This window comes from Shewanella sp. GD04112 (assembly GCF_029835735.1).
In the GTDB taxonomy this organism is placed as follows: domain Bacteria; phylum Pseudomonadota; class Gammaproteobacteria; order Enterobacterales; family Shewanellaceae; genus Shewanella.
The window spans coordinates 2,680,988-2,702,921 of the sequence record NZ_JAOEAL010000001.1; the positions used below are offsets into that span (position 1 = coordinate 2,680,988).

Here is a 21,934-nt window from a genome sequence, read left to right on the forward strand (position 1 = left end):
CTCAAGCGAGGTAAACTTGTTTGCACTCTTGGCCACTAAATGCGAATAATTAGCGATTAGCCATTTACCCCCAGTTTCGATGCTCAATCTCAGCGGTTTATCCTTAAGTTGCGAATACCAGCCCTTTGTCTGTCCCCACACTCAACGCATTCATGGCTATGAAGCACTCGCCCGTTTTTACCTCGAGCAGGGTCAAGCCATCGCCCCGAATCTCATCTTTGAGCAATTACACGAAGCCAGCGAACAACTGGCGGCAGTTGAGTTTCAGGCAAAAGCCTTTCAGCTCAAACACGCCCCACGGGACCTGCGTTTATTTGTGAATGTGGATCCCCACGCCGTAGATGGAGCGCATACCCCAAAGTTACTCGAACTGCTATCGCAGCATCCGCAATTGACGGTGGAAATCATCGAAAACACTTGCGTGAGTGATGCCGAGCTCGCGAATCGCTTGTTCCATCAATTTAAAGCGGCCAATATTCAAGTGGCACTCGATGATATCGGTGCGCCCCACTCCATGCTCTCCATCGATTTAATGATGAATGTGGATTACCTAAAATTTGACCGCTACTGGCTTCAATTAATCGACGCGCCCCATGGTATCGCCCTGCTCAGCGCCCTGATTGAATTTGGCAAACGCACGGGCAAACAATGCATCCTCGAAGGCATAGAAACCGAGGCACAACTCCAGCTAGCCCGCGAGCTAAATATCGATCTAGTACAGGGATTTCTATTCAAACCTTGGTTTATCCGCCCCGAGCAAAGTGAAAGGTTAATTTGTTAGGGAAGGATGCAGTCACATACTGGTATGGAAGAATTAATCATGTTCATGGCCATTGGTAACTCTGAGATTCTTCAAATTTAATGTCACCTAGCGCAGATATGGATTGTCATTGTTTCCCCTGTGACACGCCGCCCTTTTATTTCACAAGAAGCATCCCTGAGGGCTCGACGACGACATCTGCTGTACATGGATGTACGAATGCCGCGTTCACATGGCCTATGATGTTCCCTACATCATAGTGGCATTTCCCATATCCCTATGGGTCAGATGTGAAAGAGCGGCCATGCCGCCAACAGTCACAGTTGCAACAATAGCAATCTTTACGATCATTGAACTGTTCATTGGCTAAAAGCTTTTTGCCCCATTCTGTATTTCGGCTCGTTAGCTCAACCGAAAATTCCCACTCCTGCTGCCATACAAATTCTTATCTATTTGCCTATGTTTGGCCTTACCAGAAATCAGCTAACAACGTATGGGTATACAGTCGTATTTAAACTTAGGTGTTTTGGTATGATTTTCAGACAAAATCAGAGCGCACTAATTCCATCCGCAATAAATAAAACTCTTTAAAATCAGGTGAATATAATAACTGAATTTTAGTTAATAGGTTTGGAAAACGCGCATGCGCGTTTTTCCAGATGGTGTATTTTATAAAAAGCTGATAACTTCTTTACATACAGATAGTTAACTATGCGTGTTTTTACTGGTCCAACGAGGTAAACGCGCATGCGCACGAATAAAATGTTAAAAGTCCATGAAACTCATAGCTACAGTACTATTATTTACGTTTTCAAGCTTTCTATATGCGGGAGAGAAAGGGATGTCTGAAATACCGGGAAAGAATATTTCCATAAATCAACTTGAGGAAATGTTTTCGAATATTCGTGAAAACACTGACTGGAACATTTCGGGTAACATGCTGTGGGGTTATTTCTTTACTCACAACGAACCTACGAAACTTGAAGAAGCCAAAGAAGCATTGATTTCAAAAGGGTATACCTTTGTGGATATATATCTATCCGATAAAGAAGAACCGAATGAACCTGACATGTTTTGGTTGCATGTTGAGCGTATAGAGACTCACTCACCCAAGACTCTAGATGCAAGAAATGATGAACTGTATATTTTTGCTCATGAGTTTGGCCTTGATTCATATGATGGTATGGATATTGGCCCTGTAGCCAAATAAAACTTTTAACAAGGCCATTAAATTCGTTACGGCCGCAAAAAAACGCGGCCTCCACCGGACTGCCTACGCGTTGCTTCCGCATCCGTTTATGGCGGCGTTATGCCAATTATGAACAAGGAAGTTCAGATGAAAGTGGTTGAAGCGAGTGTTTCAAATTTAGATGACATTGCGATCTTATTTGATGCCTATCGTCAGTTTTATGAGCAAGAAAGTGATATTCAAGGTGCTAGAAATTTTATCGAGATGCACATGAAAAATGGTGACTCAGTGATTTTTCTAGCCTTATCAGAAGATAATGAGCCTCTAGGTTTTGCACAGCTATATCCTTCCTTTTCCTCAGTTGCGATGAAAAGGATGTGGTATTTAAACGATCTGTATGTGTCTGAGAATGCACGTAAAAAAGGTGTCGGCAGAGCTTTACTACAGAAAGTTGCTGCTTTTGCCAAAAACACAGACGCGATAACAGTCAAACTGGCGACAGCGGTATCCAATGAAAAAGCTAAATCGCTTTATGAGTCTGAAGGTTATGTGAAAGTCACAGCCTTTGAACATTACACTCAACGGGTAAAATTGGCATAACAAACGCCTCAAGAGGGACTGTCAACGAGCGGCGTTTCCAGTCCCAATGAGCCACGGTGGTTACGGTTGTTGTGATTGAGTTTATTGTTAATGCGTTGCCAGCCCCTTAGGCGGGCGTTAGCCAAATGTCGTAATGGAGATACCATGCAAGCCAACTTGGAAAAATTCAAAAAAGATTTGAAGGCCCTTTCTAGAACGGGGGAGCTTTTGTTGTTGGCCATGCAGTATGACTGCCATCCAGAGGCAGTTGAGAAAGCCTATGGAAAGGATTTCGCCGCTCTTAAAAAGGTACTGCCGAAATTTGGCACTGACTATCAATCTTGGTATTCGGAATCGAAGGCTTTAATAAAGCAGCTTCTTCCCGACAGACTAGCTGATTTTGCGCGCCATTATGAGAAGCCCAAGCCTAGAAAAGATATAAGTTACGAGAACTACCGAATTGAAGATTATCTTCAAGGTTTGAGAGTTACACGAGGCTGGGAGAAAGAGAAAGTAGTGGGACCTGATGCGGCTATTCCTCACTTAGAGCAGCAACTAGCGATCGTCAAAGCAGTCTCATCTCGGTTTGAGAGTTCACTATTCGATATCCGCCAACTTGTACAGGCAGATTTGTTTGATTCAGAAATTGCTGCGGCTCAAGAGTTACTAAAGAGCGGTTTTTCCCGAGGTGCAGGTGCGGTAGCCGGAGTAGTATTAGAAAAGCACCTTGGCCAGGTGGCAGAAAACCATAACATCACAACTAGAAAGAAAAATCCAACGATTAGTGACTTTAATGACCTTTTGAAAGGCGCAGAAGTGCTAGATACGCCTGCGTGGCGCCAAATTCAGCGGCTTGGTGACATTCGAAATTTATGTGATCACAGTAAAGATCGCGAGCCAACCAAAGATGAGGTTCAGGAGCTCATAAGTGGCGTTGAAAAATTTACCAAAACACTTTTCTAAAAAGGCTAACAAGTCGCTCGTGTGGGACGCTGTGCCGCTGCGCGTCACGCGCCCCACAGCTTATCGTTAGGGCAATGGAGTACTAAGTACCATGTCACAATGGAATGATGATAAAGCGAAGGCAAAAGATATATTTGATAGCATAAGAAACTTTGCTTTATGTGGTGTCGTTTTTTATGTTGCTATGCACTACTTTAGCAAGCCCATGACAGTGCACTTCATGATATACGTAAACTACTTAACAGGTGGTTTAATGCTTGCTCTTTCGATCTACTTGTTCACCTTAAATATAAAGTCTTTCAACAGCATAGTCAGGAGAGAGCATAAAGCCGGAAACGTAGGTAGTTTATTCTATTACGTGATCCCCTCGTTGGTTTTTATGCTTGGCATAAATCTTTTTGTACAAACAGCATTTTCTATTCAAGTAGGTAATGGTAAAACTGTTGGGGAATTAACAATCCAAGACCTTCAAGTGCCGATCGAGTCAAGAGGCAATGAAGAGCCCTAACAAACCGCAGAAGTCGCTCCCGTTGGTCGCTGGGACCGCCATTGTCGGCCCCTGTGCGCGGCGTTAAGCATCAAGGAGTCACATGCCAAGATTAGATACAAGGTTGGAAGCTGAGGGGGCTGAATTTTTGGTTCTAGGCCAGCTTCTGTTACACAAGATCGCCTCGTATAAAACGTATACGAACATGCCGGGCTATGATTTGGTTGCAACAAATCCTGAATCAAATAAATCTGCCATGGTTCAGGTCAAAAGTAGGTGGCGCACTGGTGCTGGCGGCTTTCCCATCAAAAACTTCGGCTGTGATTTCGTTGTTGTGGTTTTGCTTAATCGCGGTTCAAAAGATGGCAAAAAAGAAGTTCTGCCACCAAGGTATTATGTTTTTCCTGTTGGTGTAATTGAGTCTGCTCCACGCAGCAAAGACTGGGGCAAAGTAAATCTCAAAGATATTCCCAACTACGAAGCATATGAGGAGAAATGGCATTTAATCTCTGAGTTTCTTGGTGAGTCAAATGCCTAACAAGTTAAACAGCGGAAAACCACTCGCTGCGCTAGCGTTTTCCGCTGTTTAAAGCATCACTCCATAGAAATTGTAATCCGAAACTCATAAGTTAGAGTTAATAACCTAACTGATTTTTGTTCCAAAGTTGTTCTGTCTTTCTTTAAAACCCACAGGCGACACCGATGCTAGGAAGGTGAGCCATGGCGATTAGCGAGACGACCGTCCGCCCCCACGGACGGGGCGGTCGAGCATCCACGGATGGACTTACTGCGCGTCGGCGAGCAAATGCCACGGCTCACCTATATACCTAAGCTTCAAGCTCAAAGCAGTAAGATCCTGCATGAGATTACTTAGCAACGACTCACTAAGCCGATTGATTTCACAGTAAAAGCGACTGGCTAAGCGCGACATATTCCGCCATAGTGGTAGAGCGAATGACCTTATCCATGCACAAGGAGTCTCCCGTGGCACATTCTGGTTTAAGCCAACTATTACAACAACTTGAACAAGTTTTATTAGGCAAGCCACGGCAAATTCGCTTAGCCCTCGCCTGTATTCTCGCCCGTGGGCACCTATTAATTGAAGATTTGCCCGGCATGGGCAAAACCAGCCTGTCCCATGCCCTAGCCCAAAGCCTCGGCCTTAGCTATCAACGTATTCAATTTACCAGTGATATGCTGCCCGCCGATATTCTCGGGGTATCGATTTTTGATAAACACCAAGCGCAATTTGTGTTTCATCCTGGCCCTATTTTTAAACAGATGGTGCTGGCCGATGAGATTAACCGCGCCAGCCCTAAGACTCAGAGCGCACTGCTCGAGGCAATGGCTGAGCAGCAAATTTCTGTCGATGGCGTCACCCACAGATTACCCAATCCGTTTTTTGTGATTGCCACACAAAACCCCACGGAGCAATCGGGTACCTTTCCGCTACCCGAATCCCAACTCGACCGCTTTATGATGCGAATTTCTATCGGTTATCCCAGCCATGATGCGGAGCTGGCGATGCTGAAAAGCGACCAAACGCCGCAAACCCTCGATAATTTACCCCAATGTTTAACCCCGCTGGCGTTAACCCAGTTGCAGGAACAATGCGATAAAGTCGCGGCGTCCGATGCGCTGCTCAATTATGTCTTGGCCTTAGTGCATGACTCGCGCAATCAAACCGATGCCGTCGGCCTATCGCCCCGCGCGACCAAAGCCCTATTACAGGCAGCTAAAGCATGGGCATTTTTAGAGGGCAGACACTATTTAGTCCCCGAAGATGTGCAAGCGGTGTTTTGCAGCGTGGCCGAACATCGACTGCGCACTAGCAGCCAATTACAGGGGGAAGCGCTCTCGGAGCGGATCCTCGCCAGCGTCAATCCCATCATGTAATGCCTTGCTAATCATATCGAAAAGGATGCTCAGACTATGATGAGGACTAGATGAAACGAGTATTGACGGCTTTCTGGCAACGCTGGTTGGCAAGGCGCATGCCGCCCAGTTCCGAGTTTGTCCTCAGCCATCGCAGCATCTTTATTCTGCCCAGTGGTTTTGGTTTAGTCTGGATTGGACTGGTACTGCTGCTGTATCTGTTTGGCACTAACTATCAAAACAATCTAGTGATTGGCCTGAGTATTTTGTTACTCAGTCTATTTAATACCTGCATCCTCTACAGCTATAAAAATCTCGCGGGTTTGCGCCTTCGCGCGCTCACAGCACCTGAGGTGTATGCGGGTGAAACCATCACCTTTCCGGTTCTGCTCACCTCAAGTCACAGCAGCCACAATATCAGCTTAAATTACCCCAGTAATTTAGCTTACTTACTCAAACAGGTCGGCGCCGATGAGGTGCAAGCCTTGGTCTCGTTTGCCCATGATCGCCGCGGCCTAGTATCGCCAGGGCGACTTAAGATTGAATCCTTTTATCCCTTAGGGCTTTGCCGAGCTTGGTCACATATTGATCTCGATAATGCGCACATCGTCTACGCCCACCCGATTGAAAGCCCTTTGCAGCTAAAAGCAGCCACCGAATCCGGTGAAGACGAACGGTTAGAAAGAGCCGGAAAATACATTGCAGGCATCGATGAATACAAAGGGCTTAAGCCCCATGTGCTCGGTGAATCCCTTAAACAAGTGGCATGGAAACAATGGGCCCAAGGGCGCGGCATGCTAACCAAGGAGTTCGAACAGCCTCAGGGCGATCCAGTATGGTTAACCTTAGTCCCCGACCCGACGCAGCTTGAACAGCAATTAGGTCAGCTCAGTTGGCAAGTTAACCATTTGAGTCAGCAGGAGCAATATTTTGGTCTGTGGCTACAGCGTGTCGGTGCGGAAGATCTGATCCTCACACCCGATACGGGCAATGCCCATCGCATCGCCTGCCAAAGGGCACTGGCACTTTACGGGCAAGATTTAAGTACGCTGAATAAAACCGATAAATTGACAAATAACCAAGGCGTTAGCCATAAACGCCCGCTTCCTCCCCATGGGCAAGGCGTTCATGCGGCAAAAATGGAGCCGCGGCGATGACAATGCAAACTTCAACACCGCAAAAGGTGAATAGCCCCAAACTTAAGACCTACCATGCCAATGGGCCGCAGACGGGGGACAATATCAGTCGCCAAACACTGTTTTGGCTGCTGCTCACCAATATTGCAGTACTCAGCCCATTATTTGATAAAACGACACCCTGGACCCTTGGGATTTGTGCGATTTGCCTTCTATGGCGGATTGGTATTTATGTCGGCAAAGTGGCAAAACCACCGCGCTATTTAGTCACCAGCCTTGCCGTTGGCGCGGCAATTACGCTCGCATTAGTATCGGGTGAGATTGGGCTGTTAAATGCTTTAGTCAACCTACTGATTTTAGGTTATGCCTTAAAATACATTGAGATGCGAAGTGTCCGAGATGTGCGCGCCGTGGTAATTGTGGGCTACTTTTTAATTGCGCTAACCTTTATCGACCACCAATCCATGCTCAATACCGCGCATTTAATGGGTGTGACCATTATCAATACCTGCGTGCTGGTGACCCTGTATCAAAGCAAACACAACTGGCAGCATACCGCATGGATTAGTGCCAAACTGCTACTGCAAAGCCTCCCTTTAGCGTTATTACTATTTTTGGTTTTACCCCGCTTTGCCCCGCTCTGGCTGGTCCCAAATATGAAGGAGGCCCAAACCGGGCTCTCAGAAACCCTTGCCGTTGGCGATATCAGCAAACTCACCCGCTCATCAGCACTGGCCTTTAGGGTAAGTTTTACCGATGCGAGTCCCATCCAAGCCGAACTCTATTGGCGCGCGCTGGTGCTCGAAGATTACGACGGTCAAACCTGGCGCCAAGACACTGGTATTAAACAAATCCAAAAAGATGCGTTTTTCTTTCCGCCTTCTAGGCCGACTCCCGCGCGGCAGTTCACCCCGTTAACACAACAGGAGACCAATAATCCTCAACCCGTTTATCACTATCAAGTGATTGCCGAACCTAGCCATCAATCTTGGTTATATGGCCTTGATGTGGCCTATAGTCAGGATGATAAAGTAGTTAATCTACCGGATTATAGACTCTATGCGCTGCGTAATGTCGACCAGCGAATGGGTTACAATGCCAGTTCTTGGCCTAAAGCAAAGATGGATCTCACCTTAAGCGCCAAACAACGGCAAATTAACTTAAAGCTACCAGCAGACAGCAATCCCCGCACACTGAAGCTCGCCACCAAGTTTAAGGCCAAATACCCAGAACCCAAGCAGCGTCTATGGGCCATGATGGGTTATTTTAATCATGAACCGTTTTTCTACACCCTTACCCCGCCGCCAATTGGCCGGCAACAAATAGATGATTTTCTGTTTGAAAATAAAGCCGGATTTTGCGCCCATTACGCCTCCGCCTTTATCTTTCTGGCGCGCGCGACGGGTTTACCCGCACGAATGGTCACGGGCTATCAAGGGGGCGAATACAACCCACAGGCCGATTACCTGAGTGTGTATCAATATATGGCCCACGCTTGGGCAGAAGTCTGGCTCGAGAATGAAGGTTGGGTACGGTTTGATCCAACAGCCATGGTCGCGCCCAATCGTATTGAGCAAGGCTTCGATGCCGAGTTTTCCCCCGAACAAAGCTACCTGCAAGAAAGCCCCTTTAGCAGCTTACGCTTTAAATCTATGCCTTGGCTCAACGAGTTAAGGCAGCGCTTTGCCAGCCTCGATTATTACTGGAGTCTCTGGGTGCTCGGTTTTAATCAGGAACGGCAAAACAAAGTGCTAAGTGGCATTTTAGGGGATGTCACAAAAACCAAGGTGACGGTGTTTATGAGTGTGTGTATTAGCCTTATCGGCCTCTATATCGCCTACAGTGTGGGGCTGTTTCGCTTTAAGCGGGAGCAGGATCCCATCAGCGCTAAGTACCAACGCATTTGTCAGCGCCTCAGTAAATTTGGCATCAATCGCCCCGCTCACTTAGGCCCGAATGCCTTTGCCGAGCAGCTTATTGACACGCACCAGCAGCAATCCCCAGAGTTTTGCCGTGAGTTTGATACTCTGACCCAAAGCTATGTCGCGCTGAAATACCAACAGCTTGCGGACGGAGACTATCAAGCGGCGCTCAAGCGCTTTAATGCTGCCGCTAAAGCCCTAAACTGGCGACTATTTGGCCCGAGTAAACAGTTAAAATAGGCGGGATAAACCGCAGGCAGACAAGATTGTTGAATCTTATAAATCAGTCACATAGAATTGCCAAGCCCGTTTGCTATGCATAACAGCAATCCCCAATCGTGAGTCGAATATGCTGAAGTTAATCCAATCCAATCAAATGGAAGTGCTCTGTGCCCATCTTGCCGCGTATTTGCGCCAGCCGCTACCCGGCGCCGCGTTATTGCAAAGTGAGCATATTTTGGTACAAAGCCCCGGGATGTCGACTTGGTTACGCCTTGAAATTGCAAAACAAAATGGTATTGCCGCCGCGCTGGAGTTCCCATTACCTTCCAGCTTTATTTGGCAACTGTGCCACGATTTACTCCCCAATGTCCCCAAGGAAAACGCCTTCACTAAGGCGGCAATGACCTGGAAGCTGATGCAACTACTGCCACGGCTACTGGATGAACCTTCTTTTGGGCCACTGCGCCATTATTTGGGCCATACCTTAGAGAATCTCGAATCGAGCACGGCTGACACCCATAGCAACCATCAACATGGTGCCGTAAGCGCCGATGATATTAAGCTTTACCAACTTTGCGGCCGCATCGCCGATATCTTCGACCAATATTTGGTTTACCGCCCCGACTGGATTGCCGCGTGGGAAGCCAATGAACCGCTCGAATCGCTCAAATTGAATGAGGAGCAAAGCTGGCAACCCATCCTCTGGCGCGCACTGATTGCCTACAACCGCGATGAGCTGCGTCAAAGCCACTACCACAGGGCCAATCTGCATCAGGATTTAATTGCCGCATTGGGCGATAGCGCCAATTCACTCGCAAAATTGCCGCAGCGTTTATTTGTGTTTGGGATCTCCTCCATGGCGCCCCAAACTATCGATGTGCTCCACCAGCTCGCGAGCCGCATCGACGTGATTATCTTAAGCCTTAGCCCCTGTCAGCATTATTGGGGCGACATTATCGACCCACGCCATCGGGCGCGTATGGCACTGCAATATGCCGGAAAACGCCAATTAGCCGAGCAATGGGAAGATAAACTCGAAGTCGGCAATCCCCTACTCGCTAACAATGGCAAGATGGGCCGCGAATTACTCGATATGCTGCTCGAACTGCCCCCAGAACACTGTGACTTTGGCGACGATGTGTACTGCGAGCCCTGCGGCGATCCTAACGATCCCCACGCTCGCGCCAGTATGTTGGCCGGGGTGCAATACGATATCTTAGAAATGCAGACACTCGATCGCGTACTCGGGCCAGATGCTGAGCTATATCAAGAGGTCGCGAATCGCCGGGTATTAACAGCCGACGATGATTCGATTCAAATCAAGAGTTGCCACAGCCCGCTTAGGGAAGTCGAAACCCTGCACGATCATTTACTCGACCTACTGGATAACGACAACCAACTCACGCCCAAAGACATAGTGGTGATGATGCCGGATGTCGCCGCCTACGCGCCCTATATCGATGCGGTGTTTGCGGCCAAACAGGGGCTGGAATATATCCCCTACGCCATTGCCGACCGAGGCGCGGCGCAGGAATCGCCACTCATTAATAGCTTTTTGAATTTACTTAATATTAATCAAAGCCGCTTCGGACTGACCGATATTTTAAGCATTCTCGAAGTGCCGGCCATTTTGCGACGTTTTCAGCTCGAAGAAGACGAGCTGCCACTCATTCGCCGTTGGTTAGATGAAGCCGGTGTGCGTTGGGGCCGCGATGAACAGAGCCGCCTTAAACAGGGCGTGCCCGCCTTCGAGCAAAACTCCTGGGCCTTTGGCATAAAACGCTTAATCTTAGGCTATGCCTTACGGGACGATGCGCCGCTTTATCAATCATCCCCGCAGGGAATGCACTATTTAACCGTGGCTGGGGTAGAGGGCCAATCGGCACAGGCCCTTGGCAAGCTGTTGAACTTTATTGAAGTCCTCGATGAAACCACCCAAGTATTAGCCAAGGCGCAAGCGCCCTCATTGCGATTACTCGAACTCACCGAACTGTTAAATGCCTTTTACGCCCCCGATGAGGATGAGCGTGAGCAGTTGCAGGAAATTCGCGATGCGATTGCCGCCTTAGAGCAAGAGCTGCTTGCCGCCAGCCCTGCCGATATGGGGGCACATGCCAACGACTTAGATTTAAGCATCGAAGTGCTGGCGCTCTGGTTTAATCAACGCTTAACCGAGTCACGTGTCGGCCAGCGATACCTCGCTGGCAGCGTGAATTTTTGTACCTTAATGCCGATGCGCTCAATTCCCTTCAAGGTCGTGTGTCTGTTGGGTATGAATGATGGTGTCTATCCTAGGGTGCAACATCCTGTGGGCTTTGATCTGATGGCCCATTTTGGTGCGCGCAAAGGCGATCGTTCCCGCAGATTAGATGATAGATACCTGTTTTTAGAAGCGTTACTCTCGGCTCGGGAGCAGCTGTATATCAGTTATATTGGTCGTAGCGAACGGGATAACTCAGAGCGTATTCCATCTATGCTGGTCTCCGAACTAATAGAATATTGTCAGTTGTGTTATCTGCCTGAATCCCTTGCGGCAGAAGCAGCTAATGTTAGTAACGAAGATGCTCAGCAAGCACTACTTGAGGCTATTGTGAGCCATCAGCCGCTGCAACCTTTTGATCCTAAACTGTATCAAGCAGCACTGGCGCAAACGCCCGCCTCTAACGGGATAAAACAGAGTTATAGTCAGCAGTGGTGTCCGCCCGATAGCCACAGCCAGTTGCAGCATGGCCGATTTATTGAGCTAGATACTCAGATAGTGCTCGAAGATGAGGCAATAGGTGACAGTGTTCAGGATATTGAGGCCCTTGGCGAAGCAGAGCATGTCGATATCTCGGCCTTTATTCGCTTCTTTCGCAATCCCGCGCAGTATTTCTTTAATCGAACCCTGAAAGTCGATTTAAACCTGAATATTCAAGCGGATGATAACGATGAGCCCTTTAGTCTTAATGCGTTAGAGCGTTATTTATTACAGGCCCAGCTCCTTGGCGATGCGCTCGAACAGGGGCAAAACGAGCCCAGCACTGAACTGTTACAACGCCTTAAGGCCAGTGGTAATTTGCCGATGCAGCCCTTTGATGATCTGTTACTGCGCCAATACAGCCATGATATCGCGCCGCTGATTGGCAGAACCCTGTTTATGCGCGGCGATGTTGCTCCCCGCCATGCCGATATTCGGCTCAGCTTTGAGTTGCCCCACACTCAGAGCGTAGGGACTCAGTTAAAGGCCAAGCGGGTGATCCTCGAAGGCCGTATCGATGATATCAGCCCTAAGGGATTGGTCACTTGCCGCCCCGGCAGTGCCCATGGGCGGGACATTTTAGCCCTGTATTTGCGTCATTTATGTTTGATGGCCGCGGGAGTGGCTCAACCTAGCTACCTGCAACCTAGCTATCTGCTGGATATGGGGCATTTTCATGCCCTCGCGCCCATTACGCCAGCGCTTGCCCATGCGCAGCTTGCCAACTTATTAAAGTATTTTTATCAGGGCCAAATTCATCCCCTGTGCTTTATGCCAAGAACCTCCCTCGCCTATGCCAGCGCTGAGGCGCATGAAGCGCAAGACTCGCACACAAGCACAGACCCGCACAAAGCACGGCTCGAAGCGGCGCAGAGCGAATGGCTGGACGAGCAAGGTGAACTTGGCGAAGGCACAGATCCCCATTATCAGCGGCTGTTTCATTTTCCCGACGACTTTACCGAGGCACATTTTGGCAAGCTCGCCGATGACATCTATCGGCCAATGCTTAGCCTGTATCACAAGGATACCCTCGCCCAACTCGAGGAATTTGCCCTGAATGAAGCCCAAACCGCCACGACAGAGGGAGCGCACTGATGACTAAGGTATCACCCGCTTTGCCGTTAGATTCGCTCACCCTGCCATTTGGTGGCAGTCGCTTAATCGAGGCCAGTGCGGGCACGGGGAAAACCTACACCATTTCAGGTCTGTATCTCAGATTACTGCTTGGGGATGGCTTAAGCGAACCGCTCAATTGTGAACAAATTCTGGTCGTGACCTTTACCAATGCCGCCACTGAGGAACTGAGGGACAGGATTCGCCGCCGCATTCAGGTTGCCTTTAAGTGTTTCTTAGGATTAGAGATTAACGATCCTTTTGTGCAGGCGCTGTACGATAAGACCCCTGAAGCCGAGCGCGCTATCGCCCTGAGACGCTTCGATTTGGCGCTCAAATCCCTCGACGAAGCGGCAATTTTTACGATTCATGGATTTTGTCAACGAATTTTGGCCGATCTCGCCTTCGAATCATCATTGTTGTTCGAGTCGGATTTCACCTTAGACGACAGCGAGTTTTTACACCATGCGGTGCGGGACTTTTGGCGCGAGGCCTGCTATCCGCTACCTGAGTATTTAGCCCAAATCATTGCCAGCGAATTTGGCGATCCCGACGGATTAGTCAAGCAGTTGAGAGCCTTGCTCGGTGCCAGTGAGGCCAAACCGCTTAAACCTGTGCAGCCCTTTGCTCGTTTGGCAGAGTCCTTAAGCCAGAGTGTGCAGCGCTTTAAACTCGCCTGGCCGCGTGGCCGCGACGCGCTGTTAGAGTTACTGCATAGCCTGCCGCTTAACGGTCAACGTTTTGGTAAGGCGAGCGACAATTACCCTAAACTGGCGGAAATGTTCGACCAGCTGGATAACTTTTTAGCCTTTGGTCATGGCTTACCGCCGCTTAAAGTGCTCGAAGCGCTGTCGTTATCCGAGCTTAAGCTGAATAAGGGCGGCGTGCTCCCAAGTGCGAGCGAGGCGCCACTGCTTGACCATATGGAGCAGTTAGCCGCATTGATTAACGCGATTAAACCCGCATTTCTTTATAGCGCCAAACAAGGGATCAGCGAGCGTTTTGCCAAGCAAAAACAGCAAAAAAATGTGCTGACACCAGATGATCTGCTCACCACCTTGGCAGCGGCGATGCAGGCCAATCCCGACACTTTGCCAAAGGCGGTGGCGAGTCGCTTCCCCGTGGCCTTAATCGATGAGTTCCAAGATACGGATCCTCTGCAATTTGCTATTTTCTCAGGGATTTATCAAACCCGTTTGGGGCTTGATACTCAAAATTCGGCGGCTGAACCTAAGCCTCGCACGGATAGCAAATTAAGCCTGCTGATGATTGGTGACCCAAAACAGGCGATTTATGCTTTCCGCGGCGCCGATATTTACACTTATATCGAGGCGCGCAGACAAACCCAGACGCACTATTTTCTCGATACTAACTATCGCTCGAGCCGCAATCTGGTGGCCGGAGTAAATCATTTATTTGCCCAGCATTCAGATCCTTTTATTAGCCAATCGATTCCCTTCGATCCAGTCAAAACGCCTGCCAGTGCGGCGGCCAAACAACTCGTCGAGCAAGCGCCCAATAGTGCCGCGCTGCGGTTAAAACTCTTGAGTGAAGGCGAAACGGGGCTTAATAAAGCCAGTGCTAGACAAACCTTGGCTGAAGACACCGCCGCCGAAATCACCCGTTTACTGACGCAGGCCGCCAATGGTCAATGCCGCACGCCCAAAGGGCCATTAATTGCTAAAGATATCGCCATCTTAGTGCGCGATAGAAACGAAGCGGCCGTGATGAAAACCGCGCTGAGCAAGCGCCAGATTGGCGCCGTCTTTTTAAGTCGCGACAGCGTATTTGAAACAGTCGAAGCGCGGGAAATGGCGCTCATTCTGCGCGCCTTGGCCAGTCCCAAGGACGAGCGCGCCCTGCGTAGCGCCCTTGCAACCGCCCTGCTTGGTTATCGCGCCGAGCAAATCCATGCCTTTAACCAAGATGAAGAGCAGCGCCAAAGACTGCTGGAGCAGTTTTTTGAGCTGCACCAGATCTGGCAAAAACGCGGCATTATGCCGGCGCTGCTCAGCCTAGCCAATGCGACCCAGATGGTTGCGCGTCTGCTGCATTCCCCCGCTGCGACAAGCACTGACCAAGCGGAGCAAGATGCAGCCGCTCAGCTTGAGGCGAGCAATGGTGAACGTCGACTCACGGATTTTCGCCACTTAGCCGAGCTGTTGCAGCAAAAGGCGACCGAAATTGATGGGATCAGTGCCCTGCTCAACTGGTATGAGCAACAACTGATTGATAACACAGGAACTGATGAACAGCAGCTGCGCCTTGAAAGCGAGCAAAACTTAGTGCAAATCGTCACCATCCATAAGAGTAAGGGGCTGGAATACCCAGTATGCTTTGTGCCCTTTGTCAGCCTTGCGCGGGACAATCGCCGCCGCCCGACGCCCATGCTCTACCACAGAACCAATGCCGATGGCGCGCAGGAGCTGGTGTGGGATTTAGAAGGCACGGACGAAGGTTGGGAACAGGCAAAGCAGGAAACCTTAGCCGAAGATCTGCGTCTGCTCTATGTGGCGCTCACCCGCCCCGTGTACCTGTGTTATTTGTACATAGCCAACCATAGCCGCATGTTAAAGACGGGGCTTAAAAGCCAGCTGCATGAGACCGCCATCGGTTATCTACTTGGGATCACTGACACGGATTGTGATTTTTCGCGTCTGCAAAATGCCGCCAAGGCGCTGGTCGCGGGTCTCGAGTCGAGTCAACCTGCGATCAGCATTGAGGTGGTGGCCGACGACATTGAGGCTAATAAACTGCAAACAGGTGGAGCGAATACTCATACCTTGAGTGCCCGTAAGGTCAGCCGTCAGTATCGCACTCCATGGCGCGTCGGCAGTTATTCCGGTTTAGTTAAAAATGCACCACACGCTAAAGCCACTCCTGGCGCCGATGATGAGGTCAATGCCGTATTGGGCACTGATACCACAAATAGCGCAATTGATCCCATATGGCCAGACCACTGGTGGCAAGAAGCTGCCGATCTGCAAGCACAACCTCTGCTCAATCGCTTTAGTTTTGAGCGCGGCGCCAACGCGGGTAGCTTTATGCACTTAGTGCTTGAGTTAATTGATTTTACCCAAGCTCAAATCGACTTACCCCGAGAGCTACCTAAGGCCATGTTGCAATACGGCATTGCCCCCGAATGGCAGCCCGTATTAGAGGATTGGTATCTTGAGGTATTGCAAGCACCACTGGCATTAATGGCGCAGGATAATCAGCTTATCAATCCCGAGCTGTGTTTAGCCGCACTCGCGCCGCAGCACACCTTAGTTGAGATGGAGTTTTACCTACCTCTGAATCGCTTAAAGGATACGGAGCTTAATCAACTCCTTGGGCAATATGGCTACGATACCGAGCTGCAGTTTGACGAATTACAGGGTATGCTTAAGGGCTTTATCGACTTAACCTTTGAATATCAAGGCAAGTTTTATATTGCCGACTATAAGTCGAACCATCTGGGGGATAATATTCAAGCCTATCATCATAGCGCCCTGAAACAGGCGATTGGCGATCATAGGTATGATTTGCAATATATTCTCTACTCCCTTGCGCTGCACCGCTATTTAGCGATGCGCTTGCCCAATTATGATTACGATACCCATATCGGCGGCTGTTATTATTTGTTTTTACGGGGAATGTCGGTGCAATATCCAGGCTTTGGTATTTATTACGATAAACCGCCCAAGGCGCTGATTTTGGCATTAGATGCGCTGTTTCAGCGCAGCCTAGAGACAAGCACTGTGAATCAACAGGATACGGGAGCAATGGCATGAACCACAGCACCGAACTGACTCCCCCAAAAGAATCAACCCAATGGGTTGAAGCTGGCGCACTCAGACTCAAGGCGCCGCTCGCAGAGCTACTCAAATACTGGGAAAAGGAGCGGCTGATCACCCCGCTCGATCGCCATTTTGCCCTTGAGATGGCTAGGCTTCACCCCAATGACGCCCAAGAGCCACTGTTTATGCTGCTGTGCGCCCTGTTAAGCCAACAGCTCTCGGCCCAACATACCTGCCTAGTGCTCGAACATATAGTGCCAGCCAATCCGATGGCAGAGTCGGTTAATCACTGCCAAATCCGTTTGAGCCTGCCAGAGCTGATTGCAAGGCTGCAAAATTTTGAGGCCGTTGGCGAACCTCACAGCAATAAACCACTGATTTTTGATGGCGGCCGACTCTATCTTGAGCGTTATCATCATTTCGAAACCGAGGTGGCCAACGCCCTGACAAGGCTATCTTCGAGTCAACCCGCCAACAGCAATGATAAAGATTCAGACGCGCCGCTACGCAGGCAGCTCGATTACTTATTTCCAAACGCCGCATCTTCCCATGCAGCCACAACCCTTGAGCCTCATATCGACTGGCAAAAGGTGGCAACGGCAACGGCGCTCGGCAAGAAGCTTGCGGTGATCACCGGCGGCCCTGGTACAGGCAAAACCACCACAGTGACTAAGTTACTGTTGCTACAGCAATTAGGTTCACCAAAACAGATAAGACTCGTCGCCCCGACAGGTAAGGCCGCCGCCCGTTTAAGTGAATCGATAAAGGCCTCGAAAGCAAGACTCGAGCAGGAACTCAAACAGGCTCAAGCGACAAACGAACAAGTACAAAGTCACGAAACCCAAGCGCTGTTAGCCGCGCTCAAGCAAGTGCCGGAAGAGGCATCAACCTTACATCGTCTGCTGGGGGTTATCCCCAATTCGGCGCAGTTTCGTCACCATCAGGGCAATCCCCTGCGGCTAGATCTCTTGATTGTCGATGAAGCCTCAATGGTCGATTTGCCAATGATGTATAAGCTGCTCACGGCCCTCCCCGAACAGGCGGGTTTGATACTGCTTGGGGATCAGGACCAACTCGCCTCGGTTGAAGCAGGCGCAGTGCTAGCCGATATTTGCGCAGGACTAAAATACGAGTCAGACCAACACTCTGAATGGCGAATGCGTTATAGCCAAGCTCAGGCCGAACAATTGAGCAAGCTCACCAGCTTTGATCTGCGCGCCTATATTCACCGCGAGCCAAAGATTGGCGACAGTTTGTGTATGTTGACCCACAGCCACAGATTTAAGGGCGATGCGGGCATTGGCCTATTAGCCAGTGCGGTGAATCGCTCCGATCTGGCGGGGATTTTGACCGTATGGCAACGGGGACTGGCCGAGCTTACTTGGCTAGAACACAGTATGGCTCTGAGCCAGACCCAAGCCAAAATCAGCGAGCCTGCAAACAACAGCGGACTTCATGCCCTGCTAACACAGGCCTGTGAGCAATACGCTGAGTATTTACGTCCGCTGCAAATTTCAGATCCAAGCAGTGTGCCAAGCGCCATCGAAGCCATTGCCCGCTTTAACCAGTATCGCATCCTATGCGCCATGCGCAGTGGCGATTATGGTGTCGAAGGTATCAATCAAACTGTGACTAAGGCGCTGTCTCAGGCCAAGCTGATCCATCCCCAGCAAGAGTTTTACCTCGGCAGACCGATTATTATCCAAAGCAACGACTATAACTTGGGCCTGTTTAACGGTGATATTGGCTTGATTTTGCAGGATGAAGACAGGCCAGAGCGACTGATGGCCCACTTTATCAAAGCCGATGGCAAACTGCTTAAAGTGCTCCCGGCAAGGCTACCTAGCCATGAAACCTGCTACGCCATGACGGTACATAAAAGTCAGGGCAGTGAATTTAATCGCGTCGCCCTCGTACTTCCGCCAAATCCGAGCCTAGTACAGTGGCAATTGCTCACCAAGGAGCTTGTCTACACCGCGATTACCCGTGCAAAACAACACTTTAGCTGTTTAGGAACACAGCAAGTCTTCGAGCGTGCAAGCCAGCAAGCCACCCAACGGGCCTCAGGTTTAGCCGATAGGCTCTGGCGCGATTAAGTGATAACGAATGAATAGTTAACTTATTGATTAACATTAAGAATCAACAAGTAAAAGGATCTTAAGATTGACGGAACAAGCCATGATCAAACTGCACCAGATGCAAGATGTCATCAATTTATTTGATGGCATTAAAGCTGAGGCGCAATTACCCGCACAATGCTACGAATGCTCACGTTACATTCGTTGGTCAGAATTTGAGGCAATGCAAGTATACGAGCTTGATTTTGAACCTTATTTAACCGTTGCAGCAAACTGTGATATGCGTTTTTTTACCCTGTATCAGAGTCAGCACCGCTTATATCTTGCCCATTGCAACTATGCTGGTCACGCGCCGCGATGGGAAGCTCGCCCCATCACCTTGTCGCAACTGACGGATACCGCGTTAATGACGAGGCTGATGCAAGAACACGCCTATCAGTTAGGGCTCAATATCAAGCTCGATTTGGATTATCCCGTCTAGTCTCACTTTGTTGGGCTGAAATGCATTGTACTAGACTGGTTATCATCGAAGTCTTTGGTCACTGATAAAGGAAGCAAGATTTGAAGTCGCAAGTAAAAGATAACTATCAAATCACAGTGGCGACCTTTGATAAACATGCCAAACAGTATCAGGACAAATATCTGGAATTTGCCCCATACACCCAAAGCTATGATTGCCTGCTGAGCTATCTCACCGAACATAGTCGCCTACTCGATATCAGTTGTGGGCCAGGCGGTATCAGCCGCTATCTGGTTGCGAAGGAACCTAAATTAACGGTTTTTGGTATCGACCTCGCCCCGCAAATGATCTCGCTCGCGAAACAAAATGTCCCCTCGGGTCACTTTGAGCTCATGGACTGCCGTCATCTTCATAAGCTTATTGACCGAAACATGCCGCCGTTTGATCTTATCGCCTGCGGCTTTGCACTGCCTTACTTATCCCAAACGGATCTGGTCGCGTTTTTTGCACATCTTCGCGCCCTGATTGCGCCGCAGGGCATTGTGTATCTTAGCACCATGGAAGGTGAAGATAGCCGTTCTGGTTTACAAACTGGTAGCACTGGCGACAGTGTCTATGTGCATTACCATCAATATGATTTTATTGAACAACAACTTGCGGCCAATGGTTTTCAGATACGAGATGTCAAGCGTCAGCTCTTTCCAGCATCTGAAGGAACAACGGATCTCTTTATTCTGGCGCAAGCGGGTGCTTAGCATAAGTAGCCCTAAACCGAGTAAACACGTAGCCCATTGCAATCATTAATCATTCACTCACAACCGCCCTATTAACCGATAAGGCCTATCAATATTGCGTTAATCATCTATAGGTAAAAATGCTTCACCTTTGTGTTGAACCGCAGCCCTTTACTGCACAAAATAACATCACTTAGTTAGCCACCAAGCGTAAGAAGCTATCCAATCAAGGCACAGTTTGTTTCTCTTTGTCGATCATGGGTAGATTTTTTGTTTATAAACTCGGCAAATAGGAGCATGACAGACTAGGCTTTTGTTGAAAGCCAATTCGGAGCGACTAAATAGCACACTAAACAATCAGCTAAAAATATAATGAATATCAGATGGATATAAAGAACATCATACTATATGTTAATAATAGGTTAATTCGACGACGTGTCTAAACCTTACTCCTACATATAGGTTTGATGAACCTGTGGTGTATAAGCAGATAGCAGAGTGCCGTTGTGATGCTTTCTTGTTAATAACCAAATGATTAATAAAGGAATGACATTATGTTTTGGTGGAAAGTTAAATCAAATAACAGGGATGCGAACAACCATTCATCAGGTTTTACAGCAGCCGAAACGCTTGAGAATGAACTGGCGGCGATTCGTGCCTACACTGCCTATATTTGTTTCACACCTAAGGGTGAAATCATTGAAGCCAATGATATTTTCTTAGATGTAATGGGTTACAGTGCCAATGAAATCCTTGGTAAACACCATAGAATGTTTTGTACGACGCAATACTCGGGCTCGCTGGAATATCAAAAGTTTTGGCAGGAACTTGCTGCAGGCAATGCGTTTACGGGGACATTCCAACGTTTAAAGAAAAACCACATCCCAGTTTATGTCGAGGCCAGTTATTTCCCCGTAAAAAACAGTGCGGGTGACGTCGTGAAAATCATCAAAATCGCCAATGATGTTACGGCGTCACAACTTAACCTCATTGCTAAGAATGCCATTCTCGATGCCCTCGATCGCTCCCAAGCCGTTATTGAGTTTTTACCCGATGGTACAGTGATCACCGCGAATCAAAACTTCTTGGATATCATGCATTACCAACTAGATGAAATCCAAGGTAAGCACCATAAGATGTTCTGCGACAACGAGTTTTACCGTATTAGACCCGACTTTTGGAAACGACTTGCCGCAGGCGAACACTTCACCGGACGCTTTAAACGCATCGATGCACATAACAATGTGATTTGGCTTGAAGCTACCTACAATCCGATCCGTGATGCATCAAATAAGGTGTATAAGATCGTAAAGTTTGCTTCGGATATCTCCCATAGAGTCAATACCGCCCTGCAAGCGGTGGACATGGCGGCGGCGACGTCAGAGCAAACCTCACAAATCACCACAAATGCAGTGCAAGTGCTGAACGAAGCCGTCTGTACTTCGCATCAAATTGCCGAGCAAGTTAAAAATGCCTCGAATATTGGTGGTGAGCTACTCGTACAATCAAAAAATATCAACGACATAGTGATCACCATCCGTGGCATTGCAGAACAAACCAATTTGCTCGCCCTTAATGCGGCGATTGAGGCGGCTAGAGCGGGCGATTTGGGTCGAGGTTTTGCCGTCGTAGCCGATGAGGTCAGAAAGTTAGCCTCTCGCACCTCCACGGCGACCAGCGAAATCGCGAATGTGGTTCAACAAAATACCGACCTAATCAAAAACATCGATCATCAACTGAGCAACATCACCAATGTGGCATTGCATGGGGAGGACAGTATCAATCATGTCGCCGCTGGCCTTGCCGATGTCGGCAATGGTGTCAGCCAATTTGTCGCTATGGTTGAACAGCTGAGGCCCTAATCAGCGGTAATGAACCTTAGAGTACACTTAATTAA

15 protein-coding genes are annotated in these 21,934 nt (G+C 48.8%); all 15 read left to right on the forward strand.

Annotation, left to right across the window (positions count from 1 at the left end):
- Positions 1-79: 79 nt before the first annotated feature.
- A complete protein-coding gene (locus N7386_RS11910) occupies positions 80-781 on the forward strand; it encodes an EAL domain-containing protein (protein WP_279768651.1) in 702 nt (233 codons plus the stop codon).
- Positions 782-1,601: 820 nt separating this feature from the next.
- On the forward strand, positions 1,602-1,970 hold the full coding sequence (locus N7386_RS11915) for a ribonuclease E inhibitor RraB (protein WP_011717187.1): 369 nt from the start codon (positions 1,602-1,604) through the stop codon (positions 1,968-1,970).
- Between the two features lie 126 nt (positions 1,971-2,096).
- A complete protein-coding gene (locus tag N7386_RS11920; RefSeq protein WP_011717188.1) occupies positions 2,097-2,549 on the forward strand; it encodes a GNAT family N-acetyltransferase in 453 nt (150 codons plus the stop codon).
- 144 nt (positions 2,550-2,693) lie between these two features.
- Complete coding sequence (locus N7386_RS11925; protein WP_041412649.1) at positions 2,694-3,491, forward strand: hypothetical protein; 798 nt, start codon at positions 2,694-2,696, stop codon at positions 3,489-3,491.
- A 91-nt stretch (positions 3,492-3,582) separates the two neighbouring features.
- Positions 3,583-3,999, forward strand: coding sequence for a hypothetical protein (locus tag N7386_RS11930; protein ID WP_041412650.1), 417 nt, complete (start codon positions 3,583-3,585; stop codon positions 3,997-3,999).
- 82 nt (positions 4,000-4,081) lie between these two features.
- Positions 4,082-4,516, forward strand: a complete 435-nt coding sequence (locus N7386_RS11935; protein WP_011717190.1) for a hypothetical protein — start codon at positions 4,082-4,084, stop codon at positions 4,514-4,516.
- 446 nt (positions 4,517-4,962) lie between these two features.
- Positions 4,963-5,874 carry an AAA family ATPase gene (locus N7386_RS11940; protein ID WP_011626077.1) on the forward strand — a complete coding sequence of 304 codons (912 nt, stop codon included), beginning with the start codon at positions 4,963-4,965 and terminating at the stop codon, positions 5,872-5,874.
- A 50-nt stretch (positions 5,875-5,924) separates the two neighbouring features.
- Positions 5,925-7,010: a DUF58 domain-containing protein gene (locus N7386_RS11945; protein WP_279768658.1), complete on the forward strand. Its 1,086-nt coding sequence runs from the start codon at positions 5,925-5,927 to the stop codon at positions 7,008-7,010.
- On the forward strand, positions 7,007-9,151 hold the full coding sequence (locus N7386_RS11950; RefSeq protein ID WP_279768661.1) for a DUF3488 and transglutaminase-like domain-containing protein: 2,145 nt from the start codon (positions 7,007-7,009) through the stop codon (positions 9,149-9,151). The genes N7386_RS11945 and N7386_RS11950 overlap by 4 nt, the downstream gene beginning before the upstream one ends.
- 109 nt (positions 9,152-9,260) lie before the next feature.
- Positions 9,261-12,968, forward strand: a complete 3,708-nt coding sequence (recC, locus tag N7386_RS11955) for an exodeoxyribonuclease V subunit gamma (RefSeq protein ID WP_279768664.1) — start codon at positions 9,261-9,263, stop codon at positions 12,966-12,968.
- Entirely contained in the window at positions 12,968-16,759 is a 3,792-nt protein-coding gene (gene recB / locus N7386_RS11960; protein WP_279768666.1) for an exodeoxyribonuclease V subunit beta, read from the forward strand. The genes recC and recB overlap by 1 nt, the downstream gene beginning before the upstream one ends.
- Positions 16,756-18,861, forward strand: a complete 2,106-nt coding sequence (gene recD / locus N7386_RS11965) for an exodeoxyribonuclease V subunit alpha (RefSeq protein WP_011717196.1) — start codon at positions 16,756-16,758, stop codon at positions 18,859-18,861. The genes recB and recD overlap by 4 nt, the downstream gene beginning before the upstream one ends.
- Positions 18,862-18,928: 67 nt before the next feature.
- Entirely contained in the window at positions 18,929-19,324 is a 396-nt protein-coding gene (locus N7386_RS11970) for a hypothetical protein (RefSeq protein WP_011717197.1), read from the forward strand.
- An 80-nt stretch (positions 19,325-19,404) separates the two neighbouring features.
- Complete coding sequence (locus N7386_RS11975) at positions 19,405-20,058, forward strand: class I SAM-dependent methyltransferase (RefSeq protein ID WP_011717198.1); 654 nt, start codon at positions 19,405-19,407, stop codon at positions 20,056-20,058.
- A 533-nt stretch (positions 20,059-20,591) separates the two neighbouring features.
- Positions 20,592-21,899 (forward strand): PAS domain-containing methyl-accepting chemotaxis protein, encoded by a 1,308-nt coding sequence (locus N7386_RS11980; protein ID WP_279768670.1) that lies wholly within the window; start codon positions 20,592-20,594, stop codon positions 21,897-21,899.
- The last annotated feature ends 35 nt before the right edge of the window (positions 21,900-21,934 follow it).